The sequence below is a fragment of the Occallatibacter sp. genome (assembly GCF_049510455.1).
In the GTDB taxonomy this organism is placed as follows: domain Bacteria; phylum Acidobacteriota; class Terriglobia; order Terriglobales; family Acidobacteriaceae; genus Telmatobacter.
The window spans coordinates 1-18,767 of record NZ_JBEKYX010000054.1 but is presented as its reverse complement, the minus strand read 5'-3'; the positions used below and the strand labels follow the sequence as shown (position 1 = coordinate 18,767).

Sequence of the window (18,767 nt, the reverse complement as noted above, 5' to 3'; positions counted from 1 at the left end):
CTAAAAAAGAGATATTGCGATGAATGAGAAAAAGAATCTCTGGAATTCGAAGATTGCTGGCGCGGCACTGCTGGATTCAGTGCAGAAGTTGAACCCGCGCAAGATGGTGAAGAATCCAGTGATGTTTGTTGTTGAGGTGGGCAGTGTGCTGACGACGCTGCTGCTGATCGACAACACGGTACATCATCGGCCTGGGTTCGGGTTCAATCTGCAAATCACGCTGTGGCTATGGTTCACGGTGCTGTTTGCTAATTTTGCCGAGGCGATGGCTGAAGGGCGCGGCAAGGCGCAGGCCGATACGCTGCGAAAGGCGCGCGGAGAGACAATTGCGCAGCGCTATGCGGCGAGCGGCGAGCTGGAAGAGGTGCCGAGCAGCGCACTGCGTGCTGGAAACGTGATTTACATCCCAGCGGGGCAGTACATTGCGGGCGACGGCGAAGTAATTGAAGGCGTAGCAAGCGTGGACGAGTCGGCGATTACGGGCGAGTCCGCGCCGGTGATCCGTGAAGCAGGCGGGGACCGCTCGGCGGTGACGGGAGGCACGAAAGTGCTTTCCGACTGGATCAGGGTGAAGATCACATCGAATCCGGGCGAGACCTTTCTGGATCGCATGATTGCGTTGGTGGAAGGCGCGTCACGGCAGAAGACGCCGAATGAGATCGCGCTGAGCATTCTGCTGAGCGGGCTGACGATTGTGTTTCTTCTGGCGGTGGTGACACTGCAGCCATTTGCGATGTACTCGAAGGCACCGCAGACCGTCTTTGTTCTGGTGTCACTGCTGGTGTGCCTGATTCCGACGACGATCGGCGGCCTGCTTTCAGCAATCGGCATAGCGGGCATGGACCGGCTGGTGCAGTACAACGTGCTGGCGATGAGCGGACGCGCGGTAGAAGCGGCAGGAGACGTGAACACGCTGCTGCTGGATAAAACGGGCACGATAACGCTGGGCAATCGACAGGCGGTGGAGTTCATTCCCGCGCCGAGCGTGAGCGCGGAGCGGCTGGCGGATGCCGCACAGCTTGCCTCCCTTTCCGACGAGACGCCGGAGGGCCGGTCAATTGTGGTACTGGCAAAGACACAGTACAATCTGCGCGGCCGCGATCTGGGAAGCATCCATGCGGAGTTTGTGCCATTTACGGCACAGACACGGATGAGCGGCGTGAATATTCCGGGAACACGGATTCGCAAAGGAAGTGTCGATGCGATTACGCGCTTTCTGGAAGAGCAGGGGTCTTCCCTGCCGCAGAAGGTGCGGGAGAGCGTGGAAGAGATTGCACGCGCGGGCGGAACGCCACTGGTAGTGTCTGAAAATGCAACGGCGCTGGGCGTGATTTATCTGAAAGACATTGTGAAAGGCGGCTTGAAGGAGCGGCTGGCGCGGCTGCGCGCGATGGGAATTCGCACCATCATGATCACGGGCGACAATCCGCTGACAGCCGCTGTAATTGCGCGCGAAGCGGGTGTGGACGACTTTCTTGCCGAGGCGAAGCCAAAGGACAAGATGGACCTGATCAAGCGTGAGCAGGCGCGCGGCAAGCTGGTGGCGATGACAGGTGACGGCACGAACGACGCGCCGGCGCTGGCGCAGGCAGATGTAGGCGTGGCGATGAACTCCGGCACACAGGCGGCCAAAGAGGCCGGCAATATGGTGGATCTCGATTCGAACCCGACAAAGTTGATCGAGATTGTGGAGATTGGCAAGCAACTGCTGATGACGCGGGGCGCGTTGACAACGTTCTCGATCGCGAACGATGTCGCAAAGTATTTTGCAATTATTCCGGCGATGTTCGCAGGCGTGTTTCCTGTGCTGAATGCGCTGAACATCATGGACCTGCGCTCGCCGCATTCGGCGATTCTTTCAGCGGTCATCTTCAACGCGATTATCATCATTGCGCTGATTCCGCTGGCGTTGAAGGGCGTGAAGTATCAGCCGAAGCCCGCGGATGTGCTGCTACGGCGAAATCTGCTGATTTATGGCGTGGGCGGCGTAATTGTGCCGTTCATCGGGATCAAGGCGATTGACATGGCGCTTGCGTTTTTGCACCTGGCCTAACCAAGGAGAATGACTGTGCATACTGCTTCCACATTGCCTGAAACACCTTCAGATGCGACCACAGCCGGTACGGAGATACAGACGCATTCGGTATGGTTAACGGCGGTTCGGTTCACGCTGATTGTGACGGTGCTGTTTGGGCTGGGCTATCCGCTGGCGATTACCCTGGTTGCCCATGTTCTGTTTCAGCACCAGGCGGAAGGAAGCCTGATTCTGAAGAACGGCCAGGTTGTGGGATCGGAGTTACTGGCGCAGAGCTTTACCTCTGACAATTACTTTCATCCGCGGCCTTCAGCGGCGGGCAATGGATATGACGCAACTGCTTCCGGCGGATCGAACCTGGCGCAGTCGAATGCGAAGCTGGTGCAGCGGATTCAAGGCGATATTGACAAGCTGAGCAAGGAATCCGGCGGCAAGCCGGTGCCGATTGATCTGGTGACGATGTCGGGATCGGGGCTCGATCCCGACATTACACCGGATGCGGCGTATTTTCAGGCGGTACGTGTGGCCAAGGCGCGCGGGCTAAATGTAGAGCAGATTCGTACACTGATTGCGCAGCATATCACTGGGCGGCAGTTTGGCCTGCTTGGCGAACCACGCGTGAATGTGCTTTTGTTGAACCTCGATCTCGATCGGCTATCGGGCAAATAATTGCCACTACTCTCGACGTACTGCCGCTGTCGTTCGGGCGCTCCGGTGAAGCACCTGTCCCACAAAACCTCCGGCGATGGCAAGTCCGAATAGATTACTCCACCACACTCTGGGACTAAACATCCAGGACAAAGAGCCACCGTTCTGATACTCGATAACGCGTGTCTCAAAGAAATTTTTCTCCTTCTTGAGATCCATCGCTTCGGACATCCAGGGAAGGGATTCTGCGTCTCGGGAACACCAGGCGTTTCTGGGTAGTGGCTCAGTTTGAAAACATCCATCAGGGGCTAAAGCCCAAAGACTCTATCAGCCGGATTTTCGGCACGACTCAAGTCGTGCCCTGTTACAAAGCAAGCCGAAGTCGATTCGTCAGACGCTGCAAAAACATCCCGCAGGGGCTAAAGTCCGGAAGTTTTGCAGCTTTTTTTGGCACGACTCAAGTCGTGCCCTGTTACAAAACAATTCAAACTGAGCCACCAGGCGTTTCTGTCGTTGTTCAATGTGTTATCGTTCAGTCAGATGTTTCAGGAGCCCGCAAGGGCGTAACAGGGAAGCCGGTGAGAGTCCGGCGCGGTCCCGCCACTGTAATCAGGACAATCGATCTTCCAACGAGCCACTCGGCGCGAGCCGGGGAAGGCGGAAGCTCTGAAGCCGCTCACACTGCGACTTCGCCTGAGAGTCAGGAAACCTACCTGAAATAGTGTTTTGTGATTCTTCTCCGCGTGGAAACGGGGACGATTGCTCATGAATCTTTGAGCCCTCGCACCTTCTTTCCCGCCCCGCGAGGTGCGTTTGCTCCGTCCGAGGCTGGACTCTATTCTCTCCGTGGCCCGAAAGGGCCGTTTGTCTTTTCTTTTCTTTGGATACCTCCTGCTTGCATTGACACCGATGTATGCAGCGATCGGGGGAAGCATCACGGGCATAGTGGCCGATCAGTCGGGCGCGGTCATTCCCAACGCCGCACTGGAGCTCGTGAACATAGCGCAGCAGACGAAGTATCACGTTAAGTCAGACGGTGCAGGCCTCTTCACCTTTCCCAATCTCCCAGTGGGCCATTATGAAATGACCGTAACTGCCACCGGCTTCAGGACGCAGAAGAAGACCGGGCTGGCGATCGACACCGACTCAGCGCTGAAAGTCGATTTCATGATGCAGGTTGGCGGCAACGCTGAATCGATCCAGGTCAGCAGCGAGGCTGAGGTTCAGATCGATACAGTCTCGACACATCTTGGCGACGTGGTGACCGGCACGCAATTGACCGCCCTCCCGCTGAACGGGCGTGCTTACACGGATCTGCTGGCGATTCAGCCGGGCGTCACGCCAATATCGACGCTGCTTCCGAGTTCAGTCATCATGGCCGGCGTGACAGGCGGCATTGAGCCATCCGGCGATCAGAATGCCGGCAATCTGTCGATCAGCGGCCAGCGAGAATCATCGAATGGGTGGATGGTGAATGGAATCGATGTTCGCGAGCACATGAACGGCGGCACAGCGGTCGTTCCCGACCTTGATTCGATCGATGAGTTTCGTGTGCTGACGAATAACTTCGATCCAGAGTATGGCAACTACAACGGCGGCATGATCACCGTGGTAAGCAAGGCGGGCACAGACCAGGTTCATGGCTCGGCATTCGAGTTTCTGCGAAACACTTCGCTCGATTCGCGCGGTTATTTCGATCCAGTGAGAGCGGTCTTTCGCCAGAACCAGTTCGGCAGTACCGTTGGGGGACCTATCAAGCACCACAAGGTCTTTTTCTTTGGCGACTACCAGGGAACGCACACCACCCAAGGCGTTTCAACAGGAAATATAACCGTTCCCTCATTCGCAGAGCGGAGCGGTGATTTTTCAGGCGAGTTCGCGGCAGCGGACGCTTCAGCCAGTACACCGTATGCAGTGAGCGGTCCCTATATTGCTTCCCTGCTCACGCAGGCCCTTGGCACTCCCGTGACCGCAGGCGAGAAGTACACAGACGTTTTCCCTGGCGGGGTGATTCCGGGAGCGGCATTTTCTGCGCCCTATCAGAAGCTGATTGGATATGTTCCTCAACCCAATAGCGGACTCAACGAATTCACCACATCGGCTTACAATCAGCTGGTCACCGACAATAAGTTTTCCGTCCGGGCCGACAGCAATACACATATCGGCCAGGTTTCCGGCTATTACTTCTTTGATCAATACAATCTCGATAATCCCTACCCAGGCAGCGTGGCCGGCGCAAGCATCCCCGGCTTCGATGCGATCTTCAGTGGACGTGCTCAGCTTGCCTCTTTAGGAATCACGACTACGCTCGGCTCCAAGACGGTTAACGAGTTCCATCTCGGAGTCCTGCGCAACGCCAACATCGTCGGTCAACCAAAAGGCGGCCTTGGTGTGCCTTTGTCCGCGCAGGGAATCACGGCAGGAGGCAATACCGGCATTTATATTCAGGCGCCCCAATATGAAGGCGTAATGAACATCACCTTCCCTCAGTTTGCGATGGGGGTACCGATCACGAACGTGATTCAGAACAACAATACGTACTACCTCAGCGACGGATTGACCCGCGTGATCGGTGCGCATTCGTTGAAGTTCGGCGTGCAGTTTCACATGGACCAGGTCAACGAGCACCCTAACGGCACGTTCAACGGAACTTTCAATATCGATGGTACGGAAACCGGTATTCCATTCGCCGACTTCCTGCTCGGAGTGACGAGCAATTACACTCAGTCTGACGGACCGCCCTTTTATCTGCGGAATCACTATTTAGGGGCGTATGGCCAGGATAGCTGGCGCGCGCGTCCCGACCTGACGATCAACCTTAGTGTGCGCTGGGACATCATCGAACCGTGGTCGGAAAAGTACGATTCCATTCAGACCTACGTCGCCGGTCGCCAATCCGAGCTATATCCAAACGCTGTTCCGGGCATGCTGGTACCGGGAGACCCAGGCATTCCGTCTACAATCTCCCCCACCAAATACGGCAGCGTAGCGCCGAGAATCGGCTTAGCGTATTCGCCGAATTTCGACAAAGGCATTCGTGGAAAGCTGCTGGGCGCTTCGGGCACGACGAGCATCCGCGCCAGCTACGGCCTCTTCTACACGTCGTTTCCTGGTCTCAATACGGGCATCATGTATGCCGTGCCGCCATTTGGTTACAACTATTTAAGCTCTCAACCGCCGCTTCTCTCGCAACCTTTTGTCAACGTATCAGACGGCGGAGTTGAACCGGATCCGTATCCACTCGCGCTGCCGCCGCATGGCATCTCACAGAGCCATCCGTATTCCGGGTTCAACTGGACGGCAGTGACGCCGGTCTCGGCCGATCCATTCTTCTATTACAAGAATTCAGTACCGTATATCAGCAACTACATGCTGTCGATTCAGCGCCAGTTGAGAACAGGGTTACTGCTTACCGTGAGCTATGTCGGCAATCAAGGCCATCACATTATGGAACTAGCGTCGGTAAACCCAGGCAATCAAGCTCTGTGCCTCAGTCTTCCAGGCTGCGGGCCGTTTGCCGAAGATGGTACGTTTACCACGGCTTCCGGCGCAACCTACCAGGGAACGCGATCCGGCCAGGAGCGGAGAACCACCGGCGTCGATGTAACCAATCCACCTGCTCTTTGCTCCTCGTATGTCAATGGCTGTGAGCTCTATCAGGAAAATACAGAAGATGCCTCCATCGGCAACTCCAATTACAACACCTTGCAATCCACCTTGCGTTACCAGCGGAGTGAATCACAGGCTTCGCTGAGTTATTCTTACGCCAAGTCAATCGATCAGGGATCGAACATCGGCGAACAGCTCGATCCTCTTGATCCAAGACACTCGCGGGCAATCTCCGCATGGGACATGAAGCATTCGGTGGTTGGCAACTACACCTGGCAAATGCCTGTAGCCTGGGCAACGCGTCGTCATAGCCGGTTGACAGAAGGATGGAGTTTGTCTGGAACGGCGCGGTTCACGACCGGTCTTCCCGTCACGTTATTTGATAACTCAGACAATTCGCTGCTGGGTACTCTCGGCAATGGCGCCAACAATTACCTGCTGGACACCCCGCAGCATCTGCCCGGACCTCTCCACATCAACACGAACGGACGTAACGGCAAGCCGGCGTTTCATACGGCGCTCTTTCCGGAAGAAAATCTTGGACAGTCAGGCAGCGCTCGGCGGCGCGAGTTCTATGGGCCGGGGATCGAAGACTTCGATACAACGCTTAAAAAGGATCTCCGCATCACTGAGCGGACGAATGTAGAACTGCGCCTGGAAACCTTCAACACACTCAACCATGCCCAGTTCTATGGTCCAAGTGCTATCGATGGCCAGAGGAGCGACGCGGCCTTCGGCAAAATCGAAAGCGCTCAGGCACCCCGGCTTATGCAGCTCGCGGCGAAGTATTCGTTTTGAAGTTGATCATGTCTTGAGACTCTGACCAGGACCAGCATCTCTCACTCCATAGAGAAAGGGAGGAGATGCCTCATATCCAATACAAAGCGGTGAAGGGAATAGCCGTTTTAATTGCCATGATGAAGATATGGGTGGGCTGACCATCACACAAGAATGCCCAAGCCAGAGCTTTCATTGAAGTTATAAAACTTCTTGCCGGTTGCCCGCGCTATCTCGGTCACAGCCTGTTTGACCTGAGGAAAAGACTCCGTGTCATGAAAGATGGTGCATTGAGAGTGGTTGGCACTCCATAGGCCGCACGCAAAGGTATCCGCAAAAGTGTGGATGATATCGACATGGATCAAGCCATAGGATCCATGGTCCTGCTGAATAAAGTCGCGGTAGTCGCTGCAGATGAGGTTAATGTTGGCGAAGCACGACAGTCTTTCCGATGTCTCACTGTATATGTCGCTTTTGTTGGTGGTGTGGCGATCTCCTTGAAAGGTGTCCACACCGGTTACTGCGTTGAAAAAGGAAGACAGGGCTACAGTCGAGAAGCCGTACTCAACGCCGAACTCAAGACAGCGATTTGTGTCGATGTCGAATCGCTGAATGAGATCGGCGAGAATATTCTGGATTCCCTCCCAGGCAGATACGACTTCCAGGGAACGCGAAGGAGGCTGGCGACGCTGGGGAATGTAAGGTGTAACCGGCACCTTGGGCTTGGTAAGACCTTTGAAAACCGATTGCCAGTAAGCATATTCAAACTTGCCCTTCACAAAACCCTCTTTTCCATTCCAGGTGGATGGCCTAAACCGAAGACTATTTTACCTTGTTCGAAGCATGAGCCGGGTCCCGGCCATGTGTACGAGCGAAGTTCGCTCTCCGCTATCGAGCGCTATAAACCATGCGATCAGCAAGGTACTCAAGACCAGCGCGGTCCACATGGGAAGAGTCAGCGCAGGCGGTGTTGTAAGCCACCAAAGACGGAACAGCAGGAGAGACGGGAGCGCAATGAGAAAGGGACGAGCAAGGCCGTTCAAGAAAAGGCGCGTACGCGAAATGGAAAACTGGGAATATGTGAAGTGCATATTGAACACAAAATGCACGCCCACACTCACGAACGATCCGATGAGTGTGCCGTATGCAACTCCAATTGCACCGAAACGGCGGCCCAAATATATGCTTGAGGTGAGATTAACGACGGCTTCAGCGATCGCACAAAAGATTCCAACTTTCTGATTGTCTGTCGCGACCAGCATGCTCGCGTATGGCATACACATATTGCGCAAAACATTTGCTATGACAAGAATACGTAAATAGCCAATCGCATTCGTCGCATACGTTGGCCCGACCCATATCCGTAACATCCAGTAACCTCCAACGAGCAGTGGAATGCTGGATACGATCAGTAGAATTGAAGCATAGCGCGTTACCTTCGCCAGGAGCATGCCCATCTGTTCCGGTGTACGGAGTACGCTCAATGCGGAAGTGGTGGGCATCAGTGGAGCAAGTGCAGCTCCCATGATCGAAATGCCGAAAGTCATTGGAAGGGCGGCGACGGAATAGAAGGCAGTCTGGCCAAAGTCATATCTCCCTACGATGGTTAAATCCAGCCCACTGATGAACAACATCGCTCCATTCCATATAGCGAGCGAAGAACAATAGACGAACATCTTCCGCACAACACTGCGATCAATGGAGGCCAGACTTAAACGGACGCTTCTTCCCCACCGCCGCCATGCTTCAAACTGCAACAGTCCCGTAAACACATTGGTAAAAGCTACCAATGCGCCCATCGTCGCGAGGCTCAAATGATATGCAGCAGCGCCGAGCACCATCCCCGTAAACAAAAAGCGATTCACGATACCGATGATCATTGGTACTGTGAATCGCTGAAGCCCTAAGAAAATAGAAGAGAAAATGGAAAAGACAAGTCCGAGCGATAGGGAAATGCCCACGAGGATAATACTGACTCGTATATCTCCATAAAGGTCGGAGGGGATGTCGTGAAACAACTGAGGTGCGCACCAGGCTAAGATCAATGTCAGGACTATACCCAGCGCGCCGGCAAGCAGCATGAGGAGTAATCCCGCACTGGCACGCATGTTTAAGCCGGCAGCGTCCTGCTTAACTCGGTATTCGGCTACAAACTTGGAAATGGCTGTCTGAATACCAAAATCAAGATAGCTTACATAAGAGCTTACCTGTAGGATTAACACCCATGCCGCGTAAGTCTTGATAGGCATTTTGTGCGTCAGGTAACCTGGCAGGACCAGAGCGATTCCTGCGGTTACGAAAAGGCGAAGCATGCTGATGATCGAGTTACGGGTGAAGGTTGCCTTGGAGCCGACATTCTTAACTACTTCAGTTGCGTCCTGAATCTCAGGCTGCCCCGGTGGGCCGTCTTGGTTCTCGTCAAGAGCGTTCATATCTATGCATAATTTTAGCAATGCTTTGGCGTGCAATGACCTTCGACGACAGAGGATGGCCCGGCAAAGCGAAGCCATGGGAACGACTGTACCTCCGGTTGCAGCAAAAACGCGCGAACTCCAGTCGAGGTTTCGAGCGGGCGTTGTATCGGTCGATAGAGCTTGAATCTGCGATAACGCGAGCGTTCGACGCCTGGTGTTTAGTCCCAGGGAGTGGTGGATGAGGTGGAGGGTAAACCTGTGGGGGGCTTTCTGCCAAGCGGCACAGATGAACTGGTAGGGAGTCAGCCCTTTGAGTGTCTTGAAACGCTTGGCGATAGTCTTCTTTTCTTCCGTTTTCGTACAGGTAAAGAGACTTCCGACATTTGCACTTCCGCCACTGAGGGTTATTCTTGTGGAGACACTTAGCGGAGTGGCGGGTGAACACGGAAATAGTAAAAGTCGAAGGCGCCGTGGGCATGGTTGGAGTCCTGTCTGCCACGCCGTCTATGGTAATTTGTTCCGCAAATTTTCCGCAATTTGGTCCGAAGCGCGGATGCTGGACAGAAGTTATCATGGAAACAATAGGTTTAGCATGAACTTGCCCAATTCCATCACGATGAGCCGGATTGTCATGATCCCGCTGCTGCTGTGGATTCTTTCGAGCAAGTTTCCGTGGCAGGGACCGGAGGGCTTGCAAGAGGCTTCCGCCGCGGTGCTGTTCATTCTTGCTTCAATTACCGATGGAGTGGACGGCTACCTGGCGCGGAAGCGCGGGCAGATTACGACGCTGGGGATGCTGCTGGATCCTCTGGCGGACAAGGTCATGGTGACGGCGGCGCTGATTGCGCTGGTGGCCTATACGCCGCAGGTGGTGAAGGTCTGGATTGCGGTGGTGATTATCGGTCGCGAGTTCCTGATCTCGGGGCTGAGGTCGATTGCGGCGTCTGAGGGATTTACGATCCAGGCAAGCGACCTGGGCAAGCTGAAAACAGTGCTTCAGATTGTCTCAGTGGTGGCGGCGATTCTCTCGCATCGATGGTTTGAGTGGAAGCTTGGGCTGATTGTTCTTCCGGTGAAGTGGACGGCGATTACCGGCATGTACTTTACCGTGGGCGTCTCGACGATTTCAGCGATTGATTATTTTGTGGGCTTCTGGAAACAGATCGATCGCGCGTCGAAGGACCGGCGGAGTTCGTTTGTGCTGTCACGCAGCGGCAAACACGAGACTGTAAATTAAAATCACTCTGCCCTGTAGCGGCAATCATACATACTGAGCAAGAAGAGAGGGTGCCGTAGATGAATCTATCGCTGAGGCGCATTACCAGCGGAGGCAGCTATATCCCGGAGATCGATGGGCTGCGTTTTGTGGCCATCGCTTCAGTGGTGATTTATCACACATACGTCCAGACAGATGTTCGTGTTGTGCTGGGCGGAATGCCTTTCTGGATTGAGCACCTGCGCCGTGGAGTCGAGCTGTTTTTTATTATCAGCGGATTCATTCTTGGGCTTCCCTTTGCGAAGCAATATCTGGCGGGCGGGAAACAAGTACGCATTGGAGCCTATTTTCTGCGCCGCCTGACGCGCCTTGAGCCTCCGTACATTCTGATTCTCTGCATTCGCGCAGCCGGTCTGCTTGCGGCAACGCATGCGCTGGGCTATATTGCAACGCATCTGCTGGCAAACATCCTGTACGTGCATAGCCTGTGGTACGGCTACGCGAGCGTCATTCATTTTGTGACCTGGTCTCTGGAGATTGAGGTACAGTTCTACTGCCTGGCTCCGCTGCTGGCGATGATTTTCCTGCTGCGCCCGGCGTGGATGCGCCGCCTGTTGCTATTGATTGCGATCATTGCGATGGGCTATGCGCAACTTGCGTGGATTCCGGGGGCCGTGCCTGGAGTTTATTCGCGCGTTGGGCTCACCATTCTGGATTGGGCGCAGTTCTTTCTGGCCGGATTTTTGCTTGCAGATATTTACGCAACGGACTGGAAGAGCATCCCTGAGAGCTGGGGATGGGACGTTGCCTCCGTGCTGGCGTGGCTGGGCATCTTTCTGCTCCCGCCATCTCCGGCTCATGTGTGGATTGCTCCGTTGTCGCTGGTGGCTTATACCGGCGCCTTCAAAGGAAAGCTGTTCCCGGCCTTCTTCCGCTTTCCGGCTGTGCCAATTATCGGCGGCATGTGCTACAGCCTTTATCTGACACATCCCATTGTTTTTACGGTGATGAAAGACCTCCTGCATCGCATGCACCTGGAACGCCGTGTGCCGGCATGGGGGTACCTGGCGGTGACGGATCTGGTCTGCATACCGGCGATCCTGCTGGTTGGAACTATCTATTTTGTGCTGATTGAGCGGCCCTGCATGGATCGCGACTGGCCGAAGAAGCTGATGGCCAGGCTGCGGGGAAAGCGGGCAGTGTGTCAGGTGGCTTGAGATTCGGGTTGTAATGGGAACGGCCGCGACATTGTCGCGGCCGTTGTTGGTTGCGGAGAGATTGCGTCAGGCCATTGCGGGAATGGGCTCGGCAGTCTTTATGGCGGGCAGGGCTGCGGCTGCAGGCGCATGCACGGGCGCGTGATTGGCGCGCGTGAGCCGGTGAACGAAGTGATACGGAGGCCACGGACCGGAGATCTGCATCTGGCACTCCTTCATGGTCGCGGCGGTGGTTGCGAACTTGTTCTGGTAGCGCTCGACGAACTTGCGCTCAATCAGGTGCGAGATGTCGAGGATCATTTTGCCGTTTTCCGTGAGGCGGCAGGTGACCTCTTCATCGAGCGGATTGAAGAGACGACGCATCTGGAAGCTGACGGCTCGGCCGCGGGTCTGACGCTCGCGCTGACGGGCGGCATTTTCGCGGAGGTTGGAAAGGTATTCGCGACCGACGCCCTCGGTGGGAAGGTTGCCGATGAGGGCTCCGGCACAGCAGTCGTCAACGAGGATCTTGATGTGCATCTCGGTTTTGCCGCGAAGCTTATCGATATTCGTCTGAAACTGGCGTTGATTGGAGCGGATGGATTTGCGAAGGAGATCGTCGGTATCAAAAACGGTACCAAACCGGAAAGGAAGAATGGTGGAATGCTGAAAGCAGTCTGCGATCACTCTTGCATGATCGATTCCCGATCGCTGGTTGAAGCTTTCAGCCGGATTGTGCTCGCTGACAACGATTGCGAGGTCACTTGCCGGGTAAAGGAAAACCTGATTGCCGCTAACCCCGTGAACTTGCTCAAGGGGAACTGGTTTGCGATGCCTGACCAACTCTGGAAATGCTTGCTTCTCACCTATGCAGTAGGCATACCATGCCATATAGGAAACACTCCCCGCGGCCAGCGGACTGCGCCGCGCTAGATCTGAAACTGTGGGAATAAAACTGTGGGAACAAGCTGCATACAGCGCACACGCCGGGTCCTGCTAGAAGATTCCAGAAATCCCGGTAGAAACTATGCGAATACTAGCTCTTCCGAAATACAACTGGCAATGTCTGTCTTGCCCACTTTGGAATTGGTAGCTCGAAAGTGCAAGATTGCATTGATATTATCAAAATTTAACTTCATTAAACTGAATTTATCCCATAAAGCGCCTCCGAATGGCCGCCTATGGAATTTTTATTGTGGAAATTTCAATGTTACTTTGGTTTGAAAGCATCTGGCTGGCTGCCGGCTGGCAGGTCACCGGGGCCGAATTTTTGCCAGCCGCACGAGGAGTTTCGTGAGAGAACCGAGCGGCGCAAGGCCTGGAATCGCGAAAATCATTGCGCCATATCGGCTCAACTTACCCATGCACGCGTGATAATCCAGAGGGCTAAACCAGCCCACAAAACTGGAGCGGCCCTCTTTCAATTGCGCGCCCGACTCGCATGGCCCAGACGGCGCGATGCAACCAATTTTTCAAAAACTCTTCGAGCCGCCTCGTATACTTTCTCCATGCTGGCATTCCGCTCCGCCTCTTTCGTTGCCCTTCCTGCGCTTGCTGCGTTCACCGTTGCCCTTGTTGCGCCGCCTGCCGCCCATGCATGGGGCGATGAAGGCCATCGCATGGTGAACCGGCTGGCTGCTTCTTCCCTGCCCTCGGACGTTCCGGAGTTTTTGCGCTCGAAGGATGCTGTGGCACTAATTGAATACCTGGGACCGGAGCCGGATCGGTGGCGCTCGCCTGCTGAGCCGGAGCTGAACAGCGCGCAGGCGCCGGAGCACTTTATCGACCTGGAGCCTGCCGATGCGCTCGGTCCGCTGCCGCATCGGCGCTTCGACTTTCTGGCCAAGGTGTATGCCGCCGGACAGAATCCGAGCAGGATTGGCCTGCAGCCGTGGGAGGCGACGGAAGTGTGGGAGAGGTTAAAGGCCGCGCTGCGAACGTATCGCCAGCTTTCGGCAGATCACAAGCCCACGCGCGAGGTGGAGCAGTCAGTCCTGTTTTATGCCGGATGGCTGGGACACTATGTGGGCGATGCCTCACAACCGCTGCATACGACAATCCAGTACAACGGCTGGACTGGGCCTAACCCCAACGGCTATACGACAGACCACAAGATTCATGCGCAGTTTGAGACGCTGTTTGTTCGCGACAACCTGCAGACGCTGGACGCCGGAGCGCACACCAAAATGACGGCGCCGCATGTGATTGAGGGCGATATTTTCGACCAGTATGTGGCATATATCCGCCACACGGCGACATACGTGGAGAAAGTGTACCAGTTGGAGAAGGCGGGTGGATTTACCGGAGGTGGCAGCGCGGAATCGCGCGATTTTACCGCCGAGCGCCTGGCGGCGGGAGCAAGCATGCTGCGGGATATGATCTACACGGCATGGGTGGACAGCGCACAGCCGGTTTCGACTCCGAATTATTGACAAACCTGCGGAAAATGGCAAAGTCTTTTCAATTACTCACGGGAAACAGGTTTTTGCGTTGGATGCTGTGGTCCTATTAACCTGCCGATGATTCAGTAACCTGCACTGAGGACAGCGCTGGAACCCGCCGCAGTACGCTGGTAAGCGCTACGGTGAGCAGCAGAACGACGGGAATGGCGACGAGTAGCCAGGCCAGGAGCGCTTCACCGGCAAGAAGGCCTAGCTGCCTGAGCAACTGACCGGAGGAATGGCGGATAAGCTCCAGCGGTGAGTGCGTCAGCACATGCAGGTCGATTGCGCTGCCTGCTGCGAATGGAGCGATCCCGACGCTAATCCAGACGCCGAGCCGGGCCAGAGGCACAATGAGCGCCAACTGAAAGGGCATGGCGATGTAATTGGCCGCTTGCATGGCGGGCAGGTTGAGCCGGAAGAGCAGCGCGATCATGGCGCACAGTGCCGTGGGAATGCCAATGACGGGAATGCAACCCAGCGCAAAACCCAATGCAAGCGTGAGGGCGAGCCGCCGCGGGGTGATTCCCCGCAGCAGAAGCTGGTCGGCTTGTGCCCTGATGGCGGTCCAATTGGGTCGGAATATGCGCATCGCTATGTAGAACGTAGTGATTTTCGGATGAATTACGCCTCACGGATGAATAAATCTTTTATGACTGGAATCAAGATGGGAATACCACTATGGTGCGAGGTTCAGTCCGAAAAGGTGAAGAGTCCCCGCTGACGCAGCCAGGCAACGACCTCTTCTACTTTGAAGTCGAGGTTCTCGGCTCCATCCAGAGTGAGATCGGCATGAACGGCGGAGGGCCTGACCCAGGCGAGAGCTGCGGGATGGACGGTGTCTGCGTATTGGCGGCGAACGGACTCCTCGGTGCGGCCGCGCTCCAGGATGTCGCGGCGTAGGCGGCGCTCGAAGCAGAGATTCTCGGCGGTTTCCACGTAGACGCGCAGGTGGTAGAGCGGAAGCAGATCCGGGTAGACGAGGGCGAAGAGGCCTTCCACGACGACCAACGGCGCGGGGTGGATGGTTTCTGTGCGGTCGAGGATGCGGGTGTGCGTGGGAAAGTCGTAGAGTGGGCGCTCGATGGCTTCTCCGCGGGCGAGTGCGGCTACATGCGCGGCGAGTAGAGGGCTTTCAATGAGTGCGGGGTCATCGAAGTTCTGATGGGCACGCTCGGCGGGAGGCAGATGGGCAAGATCGAGGTAGTAATTGTCGAGCGGGAAATGGATGCCGTTGAAGGCTCGGGCCAGCTCGCGGGCGAGGGTGGTTTTGCCGGAGCCGGAGAAGCCGGCGATGCCGAGAACGATGGGCTTTCCGGATTGAGGGGCGGGCTGGCTCACTGTTGGGTGGAGATTCCTCTTGCGATGTTTGGGACGAGGCGCTTGAGAAGGCCGGCGAGGCGGTGTTCCACGCGGCGGCCGGCTTCGAAGACTTCTTCATGACTGAGTTGAGCTGCGCCGAGGCCTGCGGCGAGGTTGGTGACGCAGGAGATGCCGAGGACTTGAATGCCCATGTGGCGGGCGACGATGGTTTCCGGCACGGTGGACATGCCGACAAGAGTGGCGCCGAGGGTGCGGAAGGCGCGGATTTCCGCTGGCGTTTCAAAGCTGGGGCCGGGTGTGGCGAGGTAGATGCCTTCGTCGAGGGTCCAGCCTTCCTGCTGGGCGGCTTGTTGCGCTAGCGAGCGGAGTGGTTTGGAGTAGGCTTCGGTCATGTCAAAGAAGCGCAGGCCTGCGCCCGGCGCGATGGCGAAGCGCGGTTCGTTGGGGCCGGTGAGCGGGTTGAAACCGAGGGCGTTGATGTGATCTGAAAGCGCAACGAGCTGGCCGATGCTGAGGCCGGGTGCGATGCCGCCTGCAGCGTTGGTGAGCACGACTGTACGGATGCCGGCGAGGCCGAGGACGCGCATGGGGAAGGTAACCTGGAGCGGTGTGTAGCCCTCGTAAAAATGGACGCGGCCCTGCATGACGATTACTGGCGCTTCGCTTAGCGTGCCGGCGACGATGCGGCCGGAATGGCCTTCGACTGTGGACTGCGGAAAGTGTGGGATTTCGCCGTAAGGGATGTAGACGGGGTTCTCTACGGCGTCTGCGACAGCGCCGAGGCCGGAGCCCAGGACGATGGCTATTTGCGGTGTGAGCGCGCCTAGTTTGGATTGCAGATAGGCTGCGGCTTCTGAGACTTGATCGAAGTAAACGGAACTCATTGTGAATACTTTAATCGCCTTGGGCGGCGGAGAGCGACGGGAAACAAGCTGAGCGGCGAGCTGGTCTGGAGCTGAAGGAGGATCTGGTAGGCGGCGTGCGCTACTGGGAGGCAGCGTGCAGGTTTTCCTTCACGCGGTGTGGGCTTCGCGGCACTTTTGTTCCGCAGGCGACCGGGGCGTTGGTCATCTGCTTTACGAAGACGCGGTAACTAAGGGTGTCTGGACGCAGGGTGGACCAGTAGCTCCTGGGAGTGAGCAGGGGCTCGCGGAGATCGACGAGCTGGTTTTTCATGATCCGAATGCCGCAGAGAAGATTATTTTTGGGCTGCAGAATGGTCTTGCCTGCGTCGCGCGTGGCGAGGGACTTGTCGTGATTCCAGTCGAAATCGCAGCCATAGCGCTCGGAGTCTTCGTAGGTGAGTTGAAGGAGACCTTCACTGCGGACCATGCGGTGGCTGACCTTATCGGGGACTGCTACAGCAGGATCGGAATGGCTAACGTTGGTGGTGGGCTTGAGGCCGGCTTCTGCGCCGGAGAGGGCCTGGAAGAGATATGCCCAGAAGGCGCGCTTGTCGACATCTGGCAGCGAGGAGAAACGTGGGCAATAGGCTCCTACGGCTTTGCCCATGCCGGGGGAGAGCATCTCCGGGGGAAGGTTTTCTTCAATGAGGACGTCCCACTGGGGGTTCCAGTTGCCGGTTTCGTTCAGAGTGTCTTTTTGCTCGGCAATGGGGGTGGGGGGAGCGGGTTTGATCCCCTTTGCCGGCACAGGGCCGCCCGGTGGCACTGGCACAGCGGGCTGCGCGGCGGCGTCTTTTTTCCCTGGGGCACCGGGCTGCGATTCCTGTGTGGCAGGGGCTTGCGCGTGGAATGCGGGAGCGGCGGACAGCATTGCGACTATCGCCAATGAAAGCACCGCGGAATCAGTCATGCGCCGCACCAGTACATGGATGCGTTCCACATTCTGAAAAGTTGGTTCTAATTGTGGGAATTCCGACGGGGATTGGGTGGGAATGGCGAGATGGAACGGATGAAAAGCAGTGGACAGTGGACGACGGACAGTGGAAAGTTGGGAAAGCGACAAGTGGACGATGGGGGCAAGAGTGCGAGAGATTGTGGCGGTGATTTTTGGGCTGGGGCTGGTGTGCAATGCGCTGCTGTTTGTGCCGCAGGTGATTGCGGTGTGGCGCAAGAAGACGGATGAGGGCGTGTCACTGATTACGTTTGGCGGCTTCAGCGTGCTGCAGGTGATTGGGATTGTGCATGGGGTTTTCGAGCATGACTGGTCGCTGATTCTGGGGATGACGGCGAGCCTGCTGAGCTGCGGGACGGTGACGCTGCTGACGGCGTTTTACCGGATGCAGCGGCTTGGAAGGGAAAGGAGCGCGTAACGATGTGCCGGAATATCAAGTCTGTGCAGTTTGTGCGGAAGATCAGTGGGTTTGCTAAGCCTTCGAAGGCGAATGAGGCGGCGTTTGATGCGGCGGTGAGTGAGATTGCTGCGGCTTCTGCGCGGTTGCTTGGGGCGCTGGAGACGAATGCTCCGCATCGGAATCGGGAAGAGGAGGCTGCGAAGGCTAAGGCGCGGGGTGAAGGTCGGTTCGGGACATGAAGAATGAGCAGCTTTTGATTCTTCAGTCTTATTGATTATTTCTGATCTGCGCCGTATCTCTTAACAACAAGGTGCGAAGCTGACTCTACGCAAACCATCTGCATCGCGCCTTCCTTTTTCGGCGTAAATGGACAAACTTCAAAATCGCTGAATATTTTCTCGCTGCCTGCAGTGAATTGCAGCATCTTTTTTGGGCAGATTGGACTGTCCGCGTCATCTGCTACGGGTCCAGCCGTCACGCCGAGCATGCGCTTCGTTCCTACCGGCCAGATTCTCAATGCTGGTGTCCCAGAACCGAATGAAGCGCGACCGTGAACTATATAACATGCGCTCACGACCTTAGGGCTTTCCTTACACTGTCGAGCTTGGGTGAAACACGGCACCGCAAGGCTCAGAAAGCCGATGAGTACAAGAATCAATCTGAGTTTCGCGTGTTCCATAATCGTCTTACCCCAAAAACATTCCTGCGATTGAGGCGCTGATCAGGTTGGCCATGGTGCCGGCTAGCATGGCGCGGATGCCTAGTTTGGCTAGGTCGTTGCGGCGTTCGGGGACAAGTGCGCCGATGCCGCCGATTTGCATGCCGATGGAGCCGAGGTTTGCGAAGCCGCA

Annotated in this window: 17 protein-coding genes and 1 riboswitch; of the genes, 8 read left to right on the top strand and 9 right to left on the bottom strand. The window is 56.2% G+C overall.

From position 1 onward, the window contains the following. The first annotated feature begins 19 nt into the window (after positions 1–19). From kdpB to ABSG47_RS11435, 3 genes are all read left to right on the top strand, one after another. The gene (gene kdpB, locus ABSG47_RS11445; RefSeq protein ID WP_424169817.1) at positions 20–2,053 is read left to right on the top strand and encodes a potassium-transporting ATPase subunit KdpB; all 2,034 of its coding nucleotides are present in this window, start codon (positions 20–22) and stop codon (positions 2,051–2,053) included. Between the two features lie 15 nt (positions 2,054–2,068). Next, positions 2,069–2,704, top strand: coding sequence for a potassium-transporting ATPase subunit KdpC (gene kdpC, locus ABSG47_RS11440; RefSeq protein ID WP_424169816.1), 636 nt, complete (start codon positions 2,069–2,071; stop codon positions 2,702–2,704). Between the two features lie 509 nt (positions 2,705–3,213). Then, a riboswitch (cobalamin riboswitch) is annotated at positions 3,214–3,414 on the top strand. 178 nt (positions 3,415–3,592) lie between these two features. Continuing rightward, positions 3,593–7,090, top strand: a complete 3,498-nt coding sequence (locus ABSG47_RS11435; RefSeq protein ID WP_424169815.1) for a carboxypeptidase-like regulatory domain-containing protein — start codon at positions 3,593–3,595, stop codon at positions 7,088–7,090. A 143-nt stretch (positions 7,091–7,233) separates the two neighbouring features. Here the strand turns inward: ABSG47_RS11435 and ABSG47_RS11430 are convergent, their stop codons facing one another. Continuing rightward, positions 7,234–7,848, bottom strand: coding sequence for a class I SAM-dependent methyltransferase (locus tag ABSG47_RS11430; RefSeq protein WP_424169814.1), 615 nt, complete (start codon positions 7,846–7,848; stop codon positions 7,234–7,236). 48 nt (positions 7,849–7,896) lie between these two features. Next, positions 7,897–9,501, bottom strand: coding sequence for an MATE family efflux transporter (locus ABSG47_RS11425; protein ID WP_424169813.1), 1,605 nt, complete (start codon positions 9,499–9,501; stop codon positions 7,897–7,899). Between the two features lie 574 nt (positions 9,502–10,075). Here ABSG47_RS11425 and pgsA point away from each other — a divergent pair. Both pgsA and ABSG47_RS11415 read left to right on the top strand, forming a co-directional pair. Then, complete coding sequence (gene pgsA / locus ABSG47_RS11420) at positions 10,076–10,720, top strand: CDP-diacylglycerol--glycerol-3-phosphate 3-phosphatidyltransferase (protein ID WP_424169812.1); 645 nt, start codon at positions 10,076–10,078, stop codon at positions 10,718–10,720. A gap of 59 nt (positions 10,721–10,779) precedes the next feature. Continuing rightward, positions 10,780–11,916: an acyltransferase family protein gene (locus ABSG47_RS11415; protein WP_424169811.1), complete on the top strand. Its 1,137-nt coding sequence runs from the start codon at positions 10,780–10,782 to the stop codon at positions 11,914–11,916. 66 nt (positions 11,917–11,982) lie between these two features. On the opposite strand, the gene ABSG47_RS11410 is transcribed toward ABSG47_RS11415, so the two are convergent. After that, positions 11,983–12,786 carry a GvpL/GvpF family gas vesicle protein gene (locus ABSG47_RS11410; RefSeq protein ID WP_424169810.1) on the bottom strand — a complete coding sequence of 268 codons (804 nt, stop codon included), beginning with the start codon at positions 12,784–12,786 and terminating at the stop codon, positions 11,983–11,985. A gap of 617 nt (positions 12,787–13,403) precedes the next feature. On the opposite strand from ABSG47_RS11410, the gene ABSG47_RS11405 reads away from it, so the two are divergent. Further along, entirely contained in the window at positions 13,404–14,327 is a 924-nt protein-coding gene (locus ABSG47_RS11405) for a S1/P1 nuclease (RefSeq protein ID WP_424169809.1), read from the top strand. A gap of 76 nt (positions 14,328–14,403) precedes the next feature. Here the strand turns inward: ABSG47_RS11405 and ABSG47_RS11400 are convergent, their stop codons facing one another. The 4 genes from ABSG47_RS11400 to ABSG47_RS11385 form a co-directional block, all read right to left on the bottom strand. Next, positions 14,404–14,928 carry a DUF2062 domain-containing protein gene (locus ABSG47_RS11400; RefSeq protein WP_424169808.1) on the bottom strand — a complete coding sequence of 175 codons (525 nt, stop codon included), beginning with the start codon at positions 14,926–14,928 and terminating at the stop codon, positions 14,404–14,406. Positions 14,929–15,029: 101 nt separating this feature from the next. After that, positions 15,030–15,677 carry a uridine kinase family protein gene (locus ABSG47_RS11395; RefSeq protein WP_424169807.1) on the bottom strand — a complete coding sequence of 216 codons (648 nt, stop codon included), beginning with the start codon at positions 15,675–15,677 and terminating at the stop codon, positions 15,030–15,032. Next, positions 15,674–16,543, bottom strand: coding sequence for a purine-nucleoside phosphorylase (locus ABSG47_RS11390; protein ID WP_424169806.1), 870 nt, complete (start codon positions 16,541–16,543; stop codon positions 15,674–15,676). The genes ABSG47_RS11395 and ABSG47_RS11390 overlap by 4 nt, the downstream gene beginning before the upstream one ends. A gap of 100 nt (positions 16,544–16,643) precedes the next feature. Then, positions 16,644–17,474 carry a hypothetical protein gene (locus ABSG47_RS11385; protein ID WP_424169805.1) on the bottom strand — a complete coding sequence of 277 codons (831 nt, stop codon included), beginning with the start codon at positions 17,472–17,474 and terminating at the stop codon, positions 16,644–16,646. Positions 17,475–17,604: 130 nt separating this feature from the next. Between ABSG47_RS11385 and ABSG47_RS11380 the strand changes: the two genes are divergently transcribed. Then, complete coding sequence (locus ABSG47_RS11380) at positions 17,605–17,934, top strand: hypothetical protein (protein WP_424169804.1); 330 nt, start codon at positions 17,605–17,607, stop codon at positions 17,932–17,934. A 2-nt stretch (positions 17,935–17,936) separates the two neighbouring features. After that, entirely contained in the window at positions 17,937–18,155 is a 219-nt protein-coding gene (locus ABSG47_RS11375; protein WP_424169803.1) for a DUF2277 domain-containing protein, read from the top strand. A gap of 35 nt (positions 18,156–18,190) precedes the next feature. Here the strand turns inward: ABSG47_RS11375 and ABSG47_RS11370 are convergent, their stop codons facing one another. Together ABSG47_RS11370 and ABSG47_RS11365 are read right to left on the bottom strand one after the other, a co-directional pair. Further along, on the bottom strand, positions 18,191–18,403 hold the full coding sequence (locus tag ABSG47_RS11370) for a hypothetical protein (RefSeq protein ID WP_424169802.1): 213 nt from the start codon (positions 18,401–18,403) through the stop codon (positions 18,191–18,193). A gap of 199 nt (positions 18,404–18,602) precedes the next feature. Next, positions 18,603–18,767 (bottom strand): nucleoside transporter C-terminal domain-containing protein (locus ABSG47_RS11365; RefSeq protein ID WP_424169869.1); only part of this gene is annotated, 165 nt, incomplete at its 5' end.